Genomic DNA, 16865 nt, shown 5'->3' on the forward strand with positions numbered 1-16865 from the left:
TCTACTACAGCGAGTAATCGGATGACAGCAGCTCCCAAACCCGTGGTATTGATGATTCTGGATGGCTTCGGATACAGCGAGTCACCGGACTCCAACGCCATCATGGCGGCCAATACGCCCGTATGGGATCGCCTGTGGGCGAACGCGCCGCGGACGCTGATCTCCGGCTCTGGCATGGATGTGGGGCTGCCGGATGGTCAGATGGGCAACTCCGAGGTCGGCCACATGAACCTGGGTGCCGGTCGGGTGGTGTATCAGGACTTCACCCGGGTGACCAAGGCCATTGCCGACGGCGAATTCTTCGACAACCAGGCGATCTGCGCCGCCGTCGACCAGGCCGTCTCCGCCGGTCGCGCGGTGCACATCATGGGTCTGGTATCGCCGGGTGGGGTGCACAGCCATGAGGACCATATCGTCGCCATGGTCGAGCTGGCTGCCCGCCGCGGCGCCGTGCAGATCCAGGTGCACGCCTTCCTCGACGGCCGCGACACCCCGCCGCGCAGCGCCGAGCCTTCCCTGGATCTGCTGGAGCAGGCCTATCAGCGCCTGGGCAAGGGTCGCACCGCCAGCCTTATCGGTCGCTACTTCGCCATGGACCGGGACAACCGCTGGGACCGTGTCGAGGCCGCCTACAACCTGATCACCGAGGGGCAGGGCCTGTACCGGGCCGACAGTGCTGCCGAGGGCCTGAAGGCCGCCTATGCCCGGGACGAGAGCGATGAGTTCGTCAAGGCTACGGTGATCGGCGAGCCGGTACGGGTGGAAGACGGCGACGCCGTGATCTTCATGAACTTCCGCGCTGACCGGGCCCGTGAGCTGACCCGCGCGTTCGTCGAGCCGAGCTTCTCCGGCTTCACCCGCCAGCGCCAGCTGAAGCTGGCCGGTTACGTGATGCTGACCCAGTATGCCGCCGACATTCCGGCCCCCTGCGCCTTCCCGCCCTCGACGCTGGACAACGTGCTGGGCGAATACCTGGCCAAACAGGGCAAGACCCAGCTGCGCATCGCCGAGACCGAGAAGTATGCCCACGTCACCTTCTTCTTCTCCGGTGGTCGGGAAGAGCCCTTCGAAGGCGAAGAGCGCATCCTGATTCCCTCGCCCGGCGTGGCCACCTATGACCTGCAGCCAGAAATGAGCGCCCCCGAGGTCACCGACCGCATTGTCGAGGCCATCGAGCAGCAGCGTTACGACGTCATCATCGTCAACTACGCCAACGGCGACATGGTGGGTCACACCGGGGTGTTCGAGGCCGCGGTCAAGGCCGTGGAATGCCTGGACCAGTGCATCAGCCGCATCGAGGCCGCGCTGCACAAGGTCGGCGGCGAAGCGCTGATCACCGCTGACCATGGCAACGTCGAACAGATGGCCGACGCCAGCACCGGACAGGCGCATACCGCCCACACCTGCGAGCCCGTGCCCTTCGTCTATGTCGGCCCGCGCAAGGTGACCATGCGCGAAGGCGGCATACTGTCCGACGTGGCTCCCACCGTGCTGACCCTGCTCGGACTGCCGCAGCCGCAGGAAATGACCGGCCGCTCCATCCTCACCCTGCAAGACTGAGCAGGCTCGCTGCATGGGCTGGTTGGCCAATGCCGGATGCCGCGCCGCTGCCTGTGCAGCGGCGTTCGTCCTGCTGTGGCTGGTCGCTGCGCCGGCCCACGCCGAACCCGATGCCGAAGCGGCCCGGGCGGAGTTGCGCCAGACCGAGGCGGAGATCAACCGGCTCAAGCGGATGCTCGGCAATCTTCGGCAGGAGGTGTCCGGGCTGGAGAAGGAGCTGCGCGACAGCGAAAGCCAGATAGGCCGGCTGCGGCGTGAGGCCGGCGGCATCGAGCAGCAGATCCGCGATGGCGAGGCAAGACTGGCCGACCTGCAGAGTCAGGCCGCCGCCCTGCAGCAGGCGCTGGAAGAGCAGCAGGAACAGATCGCCCGCCAGCTGCGTGCGGCGCACCGCGCCGGGCAGCAGGATTACCTGAAGATGCTGCTCAACCAGGATGATCCGGCGCGCATTGCCCGCATGATGCGCTACTACGGGGATTTCAACCGCGCCCGCGTGGAAGAGATCAACCGCTACACCCAGACCATAGAACAGATCCGCCAGGCCAGTGCCAGCATTGCCGAGCAGCAGACCGCGCTGCAGCGTGATCGCGCCGTCCTGGTCGAGCGCCAGGCGGCGCTGGAAAGCGAAAGGGACAAGCGCAGCTCCATTCTCGCGAGTCTGCGCGAACGCCAGCGCACCCAGCAACAGGAGGTCAACCAGCGTGAAGCGGAGCGAGCCGAGCTGGCCGCGCTGATCAAGAAGCTGGACGAGGCCATCACCAGCATTCCTACCCCGGCCGGCAGCCTGCCCTTTGCCCAGGCGCGGGGCAAGCTGCCACTGCCGGTCAATGGCCAGATCCGCGCCCGCTTCGGCAGTCAGCGCGGCAGCGACGCGCGGCTCAAGTGGGACGGTCTGCTGATCGGCGCACCGGAGGGCACGCGGGTGCACGCCATTCACGGCGGACGGGTGGTCTTCGCCGACTGGCTGCGCGGCTCGGGACTTCTGCTGATTCTGGATCATGGCAACGGCTATCTGAGCCTGTACGGCCATAACCAGACGCTGCTGCACGAGGTGGGCACCTGGGTTCAGCCCGGGGACGCCATTGCCACTGTCGGCAACAGTGGCGGCCTGGGTGAGCCGGCGCTGTATTTTTCCATTCGCCATCGCGGCCAGCCACTGGATCCGGCCGCCTGGTGTATGCTGCCACGCTGAGAATGCTTTGAAAAAAACGCCTTCCTCGTTCATGCTGCTAGCGATACTCGAGCAAGCCAGCTGTGATCAGGGAGAGCGGGATCCCAGCACTGCGGCAGTCTGCCGATACATTTCAGGGGTGTTATGACGGGGAGAGTTTTGATGGCCGCTGTGCGTGATCTATCCATCACTGTCGGACTGCTTGTGGCCTTGGCCGGTGCACCGGCGCTGGCTCAGGAGCGGGAACCGGCGGCGCCGCTGCCCCTGAACGAGCTGCGGACCTTCACCGAGGTGCTGGAGCGGATCCGGACCTCCTATGTGGAGGAGGTGGACGACGCCACCCTGCTGGAAAATGCCATCCGCGGCATGCTCGAAGGGCTTGATCCGCACTCGGCCTACCTCGAACCCGAGGCCTTCCAGGGCCTGCAGGACACCACCACCGGCCAGTTCGGCGGTCTGGGGCTGGAAGTGGGGCAGGAGGACGGCTTCATCAAGGTCATCTCGCCGATCGACGATACCCCGGCCTCGCGGGCCGGCATCGAGCCGGGGGATCTGATCGTCAAGATCGATGATCATCCGGTCAAGGGCATGAGCCTGATGGATGCGGTCGATCGCATGCGCGGTCCCGCGGGCTCGAAGATCACCCTGACCCTGGTGCGCGGCGCCGGTCGGCCCTTCGATGTGGAACTGGAGCGGGCAGTCATCCGCGTGCGCAGCGTGCGCACCGATACTCTGGAGCCCGGTTACGCCTACCTGCGCATCACCCAGTTCCAGAACAATACCGGAGACGAGGTACGCCGCAGTCTCGCCACGCTCAAGGAGCAGGGCGAACTCAAGGGGCTGATCATGGACCTGCGCAACAACCCCGGCGGCGTGCTGCAGTCGGCGGTCGAGGTGGCCGATGCCTTCCTCAGCGACGGCCTTATCGTCTACACCAAGGGCCGGCTGCCCAACAGCGAGCTGCGCTTCAATGCCACAGCCGCCAACCCCGGCGGTGATGTGCCCCTGGTGGTGCTGATCAATGGCGGTTCGGCTTCGGCCTCGGAGATCGTTGCCGGCGCCCTGCAGGACCGTGGCCGGGCGGTGATCATGGGTACCGACAGCTTCGGCAAGGGCTCGGTGCAGACGGTACTGCCACTGAACAACGACCGCGCGCTGAAGCTCACCACCGCACTGTATTACACGCCCAACGGCCGCTCCATCCAGGCCCAGGGCATAGAGCCGGATATCGTCGTGCAGCGCGCCCAGCTGACCCGGGATGCGGATGAGGTCAGCTACCGCGAGGCCGATCTGCTGGGGCATCTGAACAACGGCAACGGCGACGGGCAGGAGCGTCCGACAGTGCGCACCCCGGCCACCGGTGCCAATGCCGAGCGCGACGCGGACTACCAGCTCAATCAGGCCTTGAACCTGCTCAAGGGGCTCAACATCACCCGTCGTCAATGAAGAGATGCATCGCCGGGCTGCTGGCGCTGTTGCTGGCAGCCTGCAGTGAACCCCAGGATCCCCCCGCCCCTGACCCCGACATCGCCGACCCCGAGCTGCAGCTGCCGGCCGGCGAGCCCCTGGTGGACGATTTTCACGAGCTGCGCTCCCGCTGGCTGGAGCTGGAACGGCCGGCGCTGGCGCCGCCGGAGCCCCTGCCAGAAGTAGTGGAAACTCCCCTCCCAGCTCCCGAGCCGGCCGAGCCACAGGACAGCACTCCAGCGGTAGCCATCATCATCGACGATGTCGGCCATAATCTGCGCCAGGGTCGTCGCCTGATTGCGCTGCCCCTGCCCGTGGCTCTGGCCATACTGCCGCAGACGCTGGCTGCCGAGCAGCTGGCCCGGGAGGCCGTGGCGGCGGGGCGCACCGTGCTGTTGCATCAACCCATGGAGAACGGCGCGGGTCTGTCCATCGGTCCCGGTGGCATGTACAGCGGCATGTCCCGGGAGCGCTTGCAGGCGCAGCTGCGCAGCAACCTCGACAGCCTGCCCGGGGTACGCGGGGTCAACAACCACATGGGCAGTCGGCTCACTGCCGAGCGCGAGCCCATGGACTGGGTCATGCAGGTACTGCGCGAGCGCGGACTGTTCTTCATCGACAGTCGGACCACGGCGCAGACCCAGGCGGCCATCGCGGCCGGTGCGGCCGGTGTGCCCCATTTATCCCGCCAGGTGTTTCTCGACAATCAGCGCACCCCGGAGGCCATTGGCCAGGCCTTCGATCAGGCACTGGCGATTGCCCGGCGTACCGGCACGGCGGTGATGATCGGCCATCCCTATCCGCAGACCATCGACTACCTTGAGCGGCGATTGACCGAGGATCTGCCGGCCATCGAGGGCGTGCAGGTGGTCAGTGTTGAGGAGTTGCTGGGACGCGGCGGCTGACCGCCCAGGGCAGGGAAGGAAGGGAACGGCTTCGCCCGGAGAGCAGGCGAAGCCGCAGGCAGGGCGCTCAGAGCCTGACTTCGATGCCCTGTTCGGCGAGGAAGGCCTTGGCCTGGGGAATGCTGTACTCACCGAAGTGGAAGATGCTGGCGGCCAGTACCGCATCGGCGCCGCCCAGCAGGATGCCGTCAGCCAGATGCTGCAGGTTGCCGACGCCTCCGGAGGCGATCACCGGCACGCCCACCGCGTCGCTGATGGCCCGGGTGACGCCCAGGTCGTAGCCGCTCTTCACTCCATCCTGATCCATGCTGGTCAGCAGAATCTCGCCGGCGCCCAGGGCTTCCATCTTCTTCGCCCATTCCACCGCATCCAGTCCGGTGGGCTTGCGCCCGCCGTGGGTGAAGATCTCCCAGCGGTCCGACTCACCGGGACCGGAGACGCGCTTGGCATCAATGGCCACGACAATGCACTGGGAGCCGAAGCGGTCGGCGGCTTCGCCGACGAAGTCCGGGTTGAATACCGCGGCAGAGTTGATGGATACCTTGTCGGCCCCGGCGTTGAGCAGGTTGCGGATATCCTGCACGGTGCGCACGCCACCGCCGACAGTCAGCGGGATGAACACCTCGCTGGCCATGCGCTCGACGGTATGCAGGGTGGTATCGCGGCCTTCATGGGTGGCGGTGATGTCGAGGAAGGTGATCTCGTCGGCACCCTGCTCGTTGTAGCGGCGGGCGATCTCCACCGGATCGCCGGCGTCACGGATGTTCTCGAACTTCACGCCCTTGACCACCCGGCCGTTTTCCACGTCCAGGCAGGGAATGATGCGTTTGGCCAGGCTCATGTCAGGTCTCCGCTGGAATCTATTGGTGGGCGTCGCACAGGGCCTGGGCCTCGGCGACATCCAGGGTACCTTCGTAGATGGCGCGGCCGGTGATGGCGCCGATGATGCCGGGGGCGCGGGCGTCGAGCAGCTGCTGGATGTCGCCCAGATTGTGGATGCCGCCCGAGGCAATCACCGGGATGCGGGTGGCATTGGCCAGTGCCGCCGTGGCTTCCACGTTGCAGCCCTGCATCATGCCGTCCTTGGCGATGTCGGTGTAGACGATCGCGGACACGCCGTCGGCCTCGAAGCGCCTGGCCAGATCGACCACCTGCAGTTCGCTGACCTCGGCCCAGCCGTCGGTGGCGACAAAGCCATCCTTGGCGTCAAGGCCGACAATCACCTTGCCGGGGAAGGCGCGGCAGGCTTCGCCGACAAATTCCGGCTCCTTCACCGCCTTGGTGCCGATGATCACGTAGCTGACCCCGGCGCGCACATAGTGCTCGATGGTTTCCAGGCTGCGGATGCCGCCGCCGATCTGGATCGGCAGGTCCGGATAGCGCCGGGCGATGGCGGTGACCACTTCACCATTGACCGGCTTGCCCTCGAAGGCGCCGTTCAGATCGACCAGGTGCAGGCGCCGGCAACCGGCTTCGACCCACTTGGCGGCCATGGCCACAGGGTCATCGGAGAAAACCGTAGCATCGTCCATCAGGCCCTGGCGCAGGCGTACGCAAGCGCCGTCCTTGAGATCAATTGCCGGGATAATAAGCATCGCAACCTTCCTGATTCAGTGTAGGGAAGCTGCAAGCGTCACGCTGCAAGCTTCAAACTAATAAAACGCACGGCCAGCTTATCGCTTGCAGCTGATAGCCTGCCGCTTACCAGCGGCCATCCCAGGCCAGGAAGTTCTGCAGCAACTGCAGGCCGTTGGTATGGCTCTTCTCCGGGTGAAACTGGGTGGCGAATACATTGTCCTGGGCCAGTGCCGCAGCAAAGTCCACGCCGTAGTGGCAGCGTCCGGCCATCTGCGTCGCCTTGCCCGGACGGGCGTAATAGCTGTGCACGAAGTAGAAGCGGGCGTTCTGCTCGATGCGGTGCCAGAGCGGGTGGTCGATGGTCTGGGTGACCTGGTTCCAGCCCATGTGCGGCACCTTCAGACGCTGACCCTGCTCCTGCAGGTCTTCTCCGAAGAAGTGCACGCCACCGGGAAACAGCCCCAGGCCATCCACACCACCGTTCTCTTCACTGTGCTCCAGCAGCATCTGCATGCCGACGCAGATGCCCAGCAGCGGCTTCTCGTCCACCAGCTGACGGACCACCTGGTCCAGACTGAGCCGGCGCAGTTCGCTGATGCAGTCGCGGATGGCGCCCACACCCGGCAGCACCACGCGGTCGGCATCCAGGATCTGCTCCGGCGAACTGGTGACCAGCACCTGTCTGGCGCCGGCGTGTTCCAGCGCCTTGGCAACCGAATGTAGGTTGCCCATACCGTAATCAATGACGGCAACTGACCCCATTTACAGCGAACCTTTGGTCGAGGGAATACGGTCGCCCATGCGCGGATCTATCTCCAGCGCCATGCGCAGTGCCCGGCCGAAGGCCTTGAACACGGTTTCGATCTGGTGGTGGGTGTTCTGCCCGCGCAGGTTGTCGATGTGCAGGGTCACCAGGGCGTGATTGACGAACCCCTGGAAGAACTCCTGGAACAGGTCCACGTCAAAGCGCCCCACTACCGCACGGGTAAAGGGTACGTGCATCTGCAAGCCGGGGCGGCCGGAGAAGTCCAGCGCCACGCGGGACAGGGCTTCGTCCATGGGCACATAGGAGTGGCCGTAGCGACGGATACCCTTCTTGTCCCCGACGGCCTTGGCAAAGGCCTGACCCAGGGTGATGCCGACGTCTTCCACGGTGTGGTGATCGTCGATGTGCAGGTCGCCGCGACATTCGATGTGCATGTCGATCAGGCCGTGCCGGGCTACCTGATCCAGCATGTGCTCAAGGAAGGGAACACCGATATCGAAGCGGGCCTGGCCGGTACCGTCCAGGTTGATCTCCACCTTGATCTGGGTTTCCGAGGTGTTGCGCTCGACACTTGCCTTGCGCTCCATCATGGCGATTCTCCGCAAATATTTCATCAGGGGCGGGCATTATACGTGTACCCCGCGGTCCGGGGCTATAGAGAGGGCAGGCGGTGGCGTGGCGACCCGACAAGCTTTACCCTGTACCCATTCGCAGAATCTGGGAGTGACCATGAAGAAACTGGCCGGAATCATCGGGCTGGCACTGCTCGCCCTTGTCATCCTGGCGGTCGGGGTGCTGTTCTTCCTTACCCGCCTGTTCGACCCCAACGACTACAAGGAACAGATCCAGCAGGCGGCGCGGGAACAGGCCAACATCGAGCTGACCCTGGGCGGCGACATCGGCTGGTCGCTGTTTCCCTGGCTGGGCATCGAACTCAAGCAGGTAGGCATTGCGCCGGTCGGCCAGCCCGAGCAGCCGCTGGCGGATGTGGGCAGCGTCGGTCTCGGCGTCGAGGTGCTGCCGCTGCTGCGTCGCGAGCTGCGCATGAGTGACGTCATTCTCGACAGCGTCCGGCTCAATCTGCTGGTGGATGAAAAGGGTGTAGCCAACTGGTCGACAGTAGGCCCCCAGGCGCAGGCCGAAGGTGAGGGCGCCGAGGCAGTCGAGCAGGGCCGGGCCAGCGCCGAGGCCGAAGCCGAGCGCCATGGCCAGCTGCAGGTCTCAGTGCAGAGCGTGCGCATCACCAATGCCCGTATCGAATACACCGATCGTCAGGCCAATCAGCACCTGCTGCTGGAGGAGGTCAATCTGCGAACCGGGGCGCTGATCGACCAGCAGCCCTTCGATGTGGAATTTCTCGGCCTGCTGCTCACCGATCAACCGGCGACCCGTGCACGTATCGATCTGAAAACCGTTGCCAGCTTCAGTCTGGCCGACCAGCTTTACCAGCTCGACGGTTTCGACCTGAAGGTCGACGCCAGCGGTGACCTGTTCAATGGCCGGGCGACCGGGATGCGCCTGCAGGGTGATGCGCTGGTGGATCTGGCCGAACAGACCGCCCAGCTGCGCCAGTTGCGCATGGCCCTGGCGGATCTGCGTGCCACCGGTGAGTTGTCTCTTACCGGACTGGACAGCGAGCCGGCGCTGGTCGGCAGTATCGACATCGCCCAGTTCGATGCCCGTACGCTGCTCCACGATCTCGGTCAGGAGCTGCCGGACATGGCCCATGCGGCGGCCCTGAGTCGAATTGCGCTGAGTGCGGATCTGGAGGGGAGCGCCAACAGCCTGATGCTGAACGATCTCAGGCTCCAGCTGGACGGGACTGAACTGCGTGGCCGGCTGGGCCTGGAAGATCTGTCCAAGCAGGCGCTGCGCTTCGAGCTGAGCGGCGACAGGCTGAACATCGATCACTACCTGCCGCCCACCGAGCAGACCGCTGACAGTGCCAGCTCGGCACCGGCGCAGGGCGGCAGCAGCTCCACCGCGAAGCCCGAGCCCTGGAGTAACGAACCGCTGCTGCCGCTGGAGACTCTGGCCGGGCTGAATGTCCACGGCAGTCTGGACCTGCAGCAGGTGCAGCTGACCGGCCAGAGCATCAGCCCCTTCACACTCACTCTGGAAGCGGCAGACGGCAATATCCGCCTGCGCCGCTTCGAAGGGGGCGTTTTCGGCGGTCAGTTCAGCGCCACCGGCACCCTGGGCGCCGGCCAGTTGCCGGCACCGCTGACCCTCAAGGGCAAGCTGAGCGGTATGGATTCACAGGCGCTGCAGCGTGCCTACGAGATGCCCGAGCAGGTACGCGGGCGTCTGAATCTGGAGATGGACCTGCGCACCCGGGGCAACAGCATGCGCAGCTGGATCGATGAGCTCAACGGCAACCTGAGCTTCGATGTAAGCGACGGCGCCCTGCTGGGCGTGAATCTCGAGCAGCGGCTCTGCCAGGCCATCGCCCTGGCCAACCGGGAGGCGCTGACCAGCGACTTCGGCGCCGAGAACACACCGTTCAACAAGCTGACCGGCAGCTTCCGCATCGTCAATGGAACCGTGCAGAGCCGTGATCTGGTGGCGTCGCTGCCGGGTATCACCGCCAAGGGCAACGGTGACATCCATCTGCCCGAGCAGCGCCTGGACTACGGCGTGGCGCTGGTGCTGGAGGGTGATCAGCGCGAGATGCCCGACCCGGCCTGCCGCATCAACCAGCGTTACGTCGGTGTGGAATGGCCGCTGCGCTGCGAAGGCTATCTGCATAACGCGGCCAAGAGCTGCGGGGTCGATACCCAGGGCGTGACCCGGATTGCCGGTCAGCTGCTGCGCAACGAGGCCGAACGCAAGATCGGCGACAAGGTCGAGGAAAAGCTCGAAGAGAAACTCGGCGAGCAGGCACCGGCGGTGCGTGATGCCATCAGAGGGTTGTTCAACCGGTGAGCGAAGACTTTTCCCGGGCGGTACTGGCCTGGTACGACCAGTTCGGGCGCAAGGATCTGCCCTGGCAGCACGACATGACGCCCTACCGGGTGTGGGTGTCGGAGATCATGTTGCAGCAGACGCAGGTAGCGACAGTGATCCCCTATTACCAGCGCTTCATGCAGACCCTGCCGGATGTGCATGCCCTGGCAGTCGCGGCGCCTGACGAGGTGCTGCACCTGTGGACCGGGCTGGGCTACTACAGCCGCGCCCGCAACCTGCACCGCACCGCGCAGATAGTGGTCAGCGAGCATGGCGGGGAATTCCCCGCCAGCGTCGAGGGGCTGCAGGCGCTGCCCGGCATCGGCCGTTCCACTGCCGGCGCCATCGCCAGCCTGAGCATGGGCCTGCGCGCGCCTATCCTGGATGGTAACGTCAAACGGGTACTGGCCCGCTACCATGCGGTGGAGGGCTGGCCGGGGGAGAAGGCGGTACATGACCGCCTCTGGCAGATTGCCGAGCGCTATACCCCGCAGCAGCGCTTCAACCATTACACCCAGGCGATGATGGATCTGGGCGCCACTTTGTGTACCCGCAGCAAGCCCTCCTGTCTGCTGTGCCCGGTGCAGGCCGGCTGCGAGGCGCGACGTCTGGGGCAGCCTGCCGCCTATCCGCACTCGAAACCGCGCAAGGCATTACCGGTGCGCGAGTGCGTGATGCCGCTGCTGGTCAATCCCAACGGCGAGATCTGGCTGCAGCGGCGGCCTGATTCCGGCCTCTGGGGTGGGCTCTGGTGCCCGCCCCAGCTGAATGATCACGGCGAGCTGGAAGATCTTCTGTCCGGCCTCGGCTGGCGCGTCGAGCAGCAGCAGGCCCTGCAGCCGCTGCGGCACACCTTCAGCCATTTTCATCTGGACATACAGCCACTGCTGGTACGGGTAGCACCCGCGCCCGGCGTGGCCGAACCGGGGCAGGTCTGGTATAACCTGCGCCAACCCGACCGCCTGGGACTGGCCGCGCCGGTCAGCAAGCTGCTCAGTCAGGTCGAGCAGCTGGTCTGAGCACCGCCTGAGGCCGTCCCCGAGCCAGTCCGTCAAGAGGAGAGTTTCCATGTCGCGCACCGTGTTTTGTCGCAAGTACCAGCAGGAGCTGCCCGGCCTCGAGCGCCCGCCTTACCCGGGCCCCAAGGGCGAGAAGATTTTCAACGAAGTCTCGAAAAAGGCCTGGGAAGAATGGCAGGCGCACCAGACCATGCTGATCAACGAACGCCGTCTGAACATGATGGATCCCGAGGATCGCAAGTTCATCCAGGCGGAAATGGACAAGTTCCTGGCCGGCGAAGATTACGCCAAGGCCGACGGCTATGTACCGCCCTCAGCCTAAGCGGCTGAAAAAAGTAAAAATATCTGCCGGCCATGCTTGACATGTCGAGTCTCGAATCGTTTAATAGCGCCCCGTTGCCCAGGTAGCTCAGTCGGTAGAGCAGGGGATTGAAAATCCCCGTGTCGGCGGTTCGATTCCGTCCCTGGGCACCATTATTCCAAGCCCGCTGGTTTTGCCAGCGGGCTTTTTTGTGTCATCTCGGTCCGTCCAGGCCGCGTCGGCAGATCTGCCCAGGTTGGCCGGGTCTGTATCGGTGTCGTAGCCTGTCGGTCCAGCGAAACGACTTATTGGTCATATCCCCCACCTGTGCTAGCTTTGCGGCATTGCTTCAGATTGGATAACTTTACGTGACACCCCCTGCTCTCGAAGTGCGCAACCTGCACAAGCGCTATGGCGATCTTGAGGTTCTCAAGGGCGTCGACCTGCTGGCCCGGGATGGCGACGTCATTTCCATCCTCGGCTCGTCCGGTTCCGGGAAAAGCACCCTGTTGCGCTGCATCAACCTGCTGGAAAACCCCCATCAGGGCCAGATACTGGTCGCCGGCGAGGAGCTCAAGCTCAAGCCCAGTCGCGACGGCTCCCTGGTGGCCGCCGACCATGCCCAGATCAATCGCCTGCGGGCGCGGGTGGGGTTCGTGTTCCAGAGCTTCAACCTGTGGCCGCACATGACCATCCTGGAGAACATCATCGAAGCGCCGCGGCGCGTGCTGGGCCAGTCCAAGGCCGACGCCATCGCCGCCGCCGAGGTGTTCCTGGAGAAGGTCGGCATCGCCGACAAGCGCCATGCCTATCCGGCCCAGCTCTCCGGCGGCCAGCAACAGCGTGCAGCCATCGCCCGCACCCTGGCGATGAAGCCCCAGGTCATACTGTTCGACGAGCCGACCTCGGCACTGGACCCGGAAATGGTCAATGAGGTGCTCATGGTTATCCGGGCCCTGGCCGAAGAAGGACGTACTATGCTGTTGGTTACCCACGAGATGGGCTTTGCCCGTCAGGTGTCCAGTCAGGTGGTGTTCCTGCATCAGGGACAGGTGGAAGAGATCGGCACTCCGGAGCAGGTATTCGACAATCCCACCTCCGAGCGCTGCAGGCAGTTCATGTCCAGCCATAAGAAGGAGCAGTATCGATGAAAAGCTACAAGGCAGTTCTTCTGGCGGCCCTGGCCGCTGTATTCCTGGGTGGCCAGGCAGTGGCAGCCGACAAGCTGCGTATCGGCACCGAAGGCGCCTATCCTCCCTTCAACGAGATCGACAACACCGGCAAGGCGGTCGGCTTCGATCTGGATATCGCCCACGCCCTGTGCGAGAAGATGGGCGCCGAGTGCAGTGTGGTGACCTCCGACTGGGACGGCATCATCCCGGCACTCAATACCCGTCGCTTCGACTTCCTGGTGGCCTCCATGTCGATCACCGAGGAGCGCAAGCGTGCGGTGGACTTCACCGACCCCTATTACACCAACAAGCTGCAGTTCGTGGCGCCCAAGAACAGCGACTTCAAGGTGGACAATGACTACCTCAAGGGCAAGACCATTGGCGCGCAGCGGGCGACCATCGCCGGTCAGTGGCTGGAAGAGAACCTCGGTGACGTGGTGACCATCCGCCTCTACGACACCCAGGAAAACGCCTATCTGGACATGGCCTCCGGCCGTATCGACGGCGTGCTGGCTGACGTCTTCGTGCAGTACGAATGGCTGCAGAGCGACGCCGGTGCCAACTTCGAGTTCAAGGGTGAGCCGGTATTCGACGACGACCAGATCGGTATCGCCGTGCGCAAGGGTGATCCGCTGCGCGAGCGCCTGAACAAGGCCCTGGCCGAGATCATCGAAGACGGTACCTACGACGAGATCAACGCCAAGTACTTCCCCTTCAGCATCCGCTGATGGAAGGCCGGGCCCTGCGGGGCCCGGTTCCGCTTATCAGACCTGACACACATGCCTGACTTACACGGATTCGGTCCAGCCCTCCTGGAAGGGACCTGGATGACCATACGCCTGTCGCTGGCCTCGGTGGCTCTCGGGCTGCTGCTTGGCCTGCTCGGTGCCAGCGCCAAGGTTTCCGGCAACCGCGCCCTGCGCGGTGTCGGCGGCTTCTATACCTCGGTGGTACGCGGTGTGCCGGAGACCCTCTGGGTACTGATGGCCTACTACGGCACCACCTCGCTGATGAACTGGCTCGGCAGCCACTTCGGCAACCCCTATCTGACCCTCAGCCCCTTCGCGGCCGGCACCATCGCCCTGGGGCTGTGTTTCGGTGCCTACGCCACCGAAGTCTTCCGCGGTGCCCTGCTGTCCCTGCATCCGGGCCAGCGTGAGGCCGGTCTGGCACTGGGCATGTCGCGGCTGCGCATCTTCTGGCGCATCACCCTGCCGCAGCTGTGGCGGGTTGCCCTGCCGGGGCTGGGCAATCTGTACCTGATCATGCTCAAGGATACTGCGCTGGTATCGCTGATCTCCCTCGAGGAGGTCATGCGCAAGGCCCAGGTGGCGGCCAACGCCACCAAGGAACCCTTCACCTTCTACTTCATGGCGGCACTGATCTACCTGGGTCTGACCGTCATCATCATGGCGGCGCTGCACTGGTTCGAGCACCGTGCCAACCGCGGCTATGCGAGGACCGAACTGTGACCTGGGCAGAACGTTGGGCAATGATAGTGCAGTGGGCGCCCATGCTCTGGGAGGGTACGCTGCTGACGCTCGAGCTGGTGGGCATCGCCGTGGTGGTGGGACTGTTCTTCGCCATCCCCCTGGGTCTGGCACGGGCTTCTCGGCACTGGTACATCCGTGCGCTGCCGTACAGCTACATTTTCTTCTTCCGCGGCACGCCGCTGCTGCTGCAGCTGTTTCTGGTGTACTACGGATTGTCCCAGTTCCAGGTAGTGCGCGACAGCTCCCTCTGGCCGTACCTGCGCGAACCCTACTGGTGCGCCCTGATCACCATGACCCTACATACCGCGGCCTATATTGCCGAGATCCTGCGCGGCGCCATTCAGGCCGTTCCGCCGGGTGAGGTGGAGGCAGCCCGGGCATTGGGCATGTCCAAACGGCAGGCCCTGCAGCACATCATCCTGCCCCGGGCCATCCGCATCGGTCTGCCGGCCTATGGCAACGAGGTCATCCTCATGCTCAAGGCCAGCGCCGTGGTCTATACCGTGACCCTGCTGGACATCATGGGCGTGGTGCGCACCCTGAACGCGCGTACCTACCAGTATGAGATGTTCTTCATGGTTGCCGGGCTGATCTATCTGGTCATTACCCTGGTGTTCACCCAGCTGTTCAAGCTGGTCGAGCGCTGGCTGAAAGTGGATGCCAGCCGCACCCGTTGACGCGGGCATCGACTACGCTGCCCGTTTTGCCGAACTGGATGCCTGGCTGCTCGAGCACCAGGCACTCTGGCGCCCGCGGCCTTTCACCACTGTGCATCTGCTCTGGGAGGCCGACTGGCCGGAACTGGCCAACTGGCTGCGCAGCCGCACGCTGGAGCAGGCCGAAGCGGCGCACAACCAGCCGCATCTGCTCGAGGGTGCACCAAGGCCCTTCGCCCAGCTGGCCCAGCGCGCCCTCGAACTGAGCCAATTGCCGCTCTATCAGCCAGCAGTCGATGCCCGGTTGTCGAGCACCCGCTCGACGACAGAACAGCGGCAGATTGCAGACCTGCTGAGCCGCCACATCCCCGGCCGCAAATGGCAGCAGATCACCCATTTCGCCGCATGTGTCCGTCATGGCTGGGGGCACCCTGCAACGCACTGGCTGGACTGGTGTGCCGGCAAGGGGCATCTGGGTCGGCTGTTGGCATGGCAGACCGGCAAGCCGCTGACCTGCCTGGAGCGCGATCCGCAGCTCAACCGACAGGGCGTAGAGCTGGGGCGTCAGCTGGGGGTAAGCAGCAGCCATGTGGATGCCGATGTGCTTAACCCGGACAGCTGGTCGCAGCTGCAGACCGAGCACAGCGTTGTGGCACTGCATGCCTGTGGGCAACTGCACATGACTCTGCTTGAACAGGCGGCTCGCCGGGGCTGCCGTCAATTGGCGCTGTCCCCCTGCTGCTACAACCGCATCGAGAGTGCCAGCTACCAGCCGATGTCCGCCCGTGCCCGTGCCAGCGTTCTGCGCCTGAGCCGGGAGGATCTCGGGCTGCCCCTGCAGGAGAGCATCACCGCCGGGCAGCGAGTGCGTCGCCTGCGCGACCAGTCCATGGCCTGGCGCCTGGCCTTCGATATCTGGCAAAGGCAGGTAAGGGGAGTGGATCAGTACCTGCCCACTCCCTCACGTCCGGAGAGCGCCCTGAGCCAGGGGATTGCCCACTTCTGCCGGGACCTGGCCGCCCACCACGACCTGCAACTGCGGGAGCCGGACGACTGGCAGGCTCTGGAACAGCAGGGCTGGCAGCGACTGGCCGAGGTGCGCAACCTGGAGCTGGTACCTGGGCTGTTCCGCCGACCACTGGAAATCTGGCTGTTGCTCGACCGGGCGCTTTACCTGCAGGAGTGTGGATATCAGGTGCGTCTGGGCCAGTTCTGCGAATCCACCCTGACCCCGCGCAACCTCCTACTGCTGGCCGAACTCCCTGACGCACAGCTCGCCCCCACCCTGTAAACCGGTTGCACACAGAGTTATCCACAGGGTTTCGCTTTCCAAAGTTATCCCCGAACGCTGTGCATAACAATGTTGATGAGCGCTTGGTAACCTGCCGCGAGCCGCGTATAACGCGGCCTGTAGCGAAGCGTACAAAAAATGATCGCTGTGAATGAGTGTGGAGAAACAATGGCTTACGAGCTTAATGTCAAGTAGCGCTGGAGAAGTAATTCACAAGTGAGGGTTTGAGGGAAATGCTTGACTGCAGATGCTTAAAGGACTCTGGGGTGACCAGGATCAAAGTGTCTGTGACCACCTCGCCACAGCTCGCGTGAAACCAGCTTTTCGATGATGACGGCCTTGGTTCGCTGTTGGGTTCCGAGAAGGTAACCCCCGGCGTAACCCACCCCAGAAACGAAAAAGGCCTGCATCTCTGCAAGCCTTGATCTACATGGTGCCGGCACCAGGAGTCGAACCCGGGACCTACTGATTACAAGTCAGTTGCTCTACCAGCTGAGCTATACCGGCGCGGGAATGCATTATATAGAGTGGGCAGGATCT

Annotated in this window: 16 protein-coding genes and 2 tRNA genes; 13 read left to right on the forward strand and 5 right to left on the reverse strand. The window is 64.3% G+C overall.

Annotation, left to right across the window (positions count from 1 at the left end; all coding sequences use genetic code 11):
- Positions 1-21: 21 nt before the first annotated feature.
- The 4 genes from gpmI (at position 22) to VF673_RS04150 (ending at position 5103) form a co-directional block, all read left to right on the forward strand.
- On the forward strand, positions 22-1560 hold the full coding sequence (gpmI, locus tag VF673_RS04135) for a 2,3-bisphosphoglycerate-independent phosphoglycerate mutase (RefSeq protein ID WP_440291001.1): 1539 nt from the start codon (positions 22-24) through the stop codon (positions 1558-1560).
- A 13-nt stretch (positions 1561-1573) separates the two neighbouring features.
- A complete protein-coding gene (locus VF673_RS04140; protein WP_440291002.1) occupies positions 1574-2752 on the forward strand; it encodes a murein hydrolase activator EnvC family protein in 1179 nt (392 codons plus the stop codon).
- Positions 2753-2893: 141 nt separating this feature from the next.
- Positions 2894-4177, forward strand: a complete 1284-nt coding sequence (locus VF673_RS04145) for a S41 family peptidase (RefSeq protein WP_273124271.1) — start codon at positions 2894-2896, stop codon at positions 4175-4177.
- A complete protein-coding gene (locus tag VF673_RS04150; protein ID WP_440291003.1) occupies positions 4174-5103 on the forward strand; it encodes a divergent polysaccharide deacetylase family protein in 930 nt (309 codons plus the stop codon). The genes VF673_RS04145 and VF673_RS04150 overlap by 4 nt, the downstream gene beginning before the upstream one ends.
- Before the next feature lie 67 nt (positions 5104-5170).
- Here VF673_RS04150 and hisF read toward each other — a convergent pair whose 3' ends face one another.
- From hisF to hisB, 4 genes are all read right to left on the reverse strand, one after another.
- Entirely contained in the window at positions 5171-5944 is a 774-nt protein-coding gene (gene hisF / locus VF673_RS04155) for an imidazole glycerol phosphate synthase subunit HisF (protein WP_440291004.1), read from the reverse strand.
- 19 nt (positions 5945-5963) lie between these two features.
- The gene (hisA, locus tag VF673_RS04160) at positions 5964-6698 is read right to left on the reverse strand and encodes a 1-(5-phosphoribosyl)-5-[(5-phosphoribosylamino)methylideneamino]imidazole-4-carboxamide isomerase (protein ID WP_090538811.1); all 735 of its coding nucleotides are present in this window, start codon (positions 6696-6698) and stop codon (positions 5964-5966) included.
- A gap of 106 nt (positions 6699-6804) precedes the next feature.
- Positions 6805-7443, reverse strand: coding sequence for an imidazole glycerol phosphate synthase subunit HisH (gene hisH / locus VF673_RS04165; RefSeq protein ID WP_440291005.1), 639 nt, complete (start codon positions 7441-7443; stop codon positions 6805-6807).
- Positions 7444-8037 (reverse strand): imidazoleglycerol-phosphate dehydratase HisB, encoded by a 594-nt coding sequence (gene hisB / locus VF673_RS04170; protein WP_090538809.1) that lies wholly within the window; start codon positions 8035-8037, stop codon positions 7444-7446.
- 139 nt (positions 8038-8176) lie between these two features.
- Here hisB and VF673_RS04175 point away from each other — a divergent pair, with 139 nt between their 5' ends.
- From VF673_RS04175 to VF673_RS04215, 9 genes are all read left to right on the forward strand, one after another.
- Positions 8177-10372: an AsmA family protein gene (locus VF673_RS04175; RefSeq protein WP_440291006.1), complete on the forward strand. Its 2196-nt coding sequence runs from the start codon at positions 8177-8179 to the stop codon at positions 10370-10372.
- Positions 10369-11412: an A/G-specific adenine glycosylase gene (gene mutY / locus VF673_RS04180; RefSeq protein ID WP_440291007.1), complete on the forward strand. Its 1044-nt coding sequence runs from the start codon at positions 10369-10371 to the stop codon at positions 11410-11412. Before VF673_RS04175 ends, mutY begins: the two co-directional genes overlap by 4 nt.
- A gap of 49 nt (positions 11413-11461) precedes the next feature.
- Complete coding sequence (locus tag VF673_RS04185) at positions 11462-11734, forward strand: oxidative damage protection protein (RefSeq protein ID WP_090538806.1); 273 nt, start codon at positions 11462-11464, stop codon at positions 11732-11734.
- Between the two features lie 76 nt (positions 11735-11810).
- Positions 11811-11886: transfer RNA gene (locus VF673_RS04190), tRNA-Phe, on the forward strand.
- Between the two features lie 195 nt (positions 11887-12081).
- Complete coding sequence (locus tag VF673_RS04195; RefSeq protein ID WP_090538793.1) at positions 12082-12864, forward strand: ABC transporter ATP-binding protein; 783 nt, start codon at positions 12082-12084, stop codon at positions 12862-12864.
- The gene (locus VF673_RS04200; RefSeq protein ID WP_273126984.1) at positions 12861-13613 is read left to right on the forward strand and encodes an ABC transporter substrate-binding protein; all 753 of its coding nucleotides are present in this window, start codon (positions 12861-12863) and stop codon (positions 13611-13613) included. Before VF673_RS04195 ends, VF673_RS04200 begins: the two co-directional genes overlap by 4 nt.
- 51 nt (positions 13614-13664) lie before the next feature.
- On the forward strand, positions 13665-14357 hold the full coding sequence (locus tag VF673_RS04205; protein WP_090538791.1) for an ABC transporter permease: 693 nt from the start codon (positions 13665-13667) through the stop codon (positions 14355-14357).
- 20 nt (positions 14358-14377) lie between these two features.
- Positions 14378-15055 carry an ABC transporter permease gene (locus VF673_RS04210; RefSeq protein ID WP_320330631.1) on the forward strand — a complete coding sequence of 226 codons (678 nt, stop codon included), beginning with the start codon at positions 14378-14380 and terminating at the stop codon, positions 15053-15055.
- The gene (locus tag VF673_RS04215; protein WP_440291008.1) at positions 15036-16325 is read left to right on the forward strand and encodes a methyltransferase; all 1290 of its coding nucleotides are present in this window, start codon (positions 15036-15038) and stop codon (positions 16323-16325) included. The genes VF673_RS04210 and VF673_RS04215 overlap by 20 nt, the downstream gene beginning before the upstream one ends.
- Positions 16326-16756: 431 nt before the next feature.
- Here the strand turns inward: VF673_RS04215 and VF673_RS04220 are convergent.
- Positions 16757-16832: transfer RNA gene (locus tag VF673_RS04220), tRNA-Thr, on the reverse strand.
- Positions 16833-16865 lie beyond the last annotated feature (33 nt).

The organism is Halopseudomonas sp. Lyrl_26, assembly GCF_051948695.1.
In the GTDB taxonomy this organism is placed as follows: domain Bacteria; phylum Pseudomonadota; class Gammaproteobacteria; order Pseudomonadales; family Pseudomonadaceae; genus Halopseudomonas; species Halopseudomonas formosensis.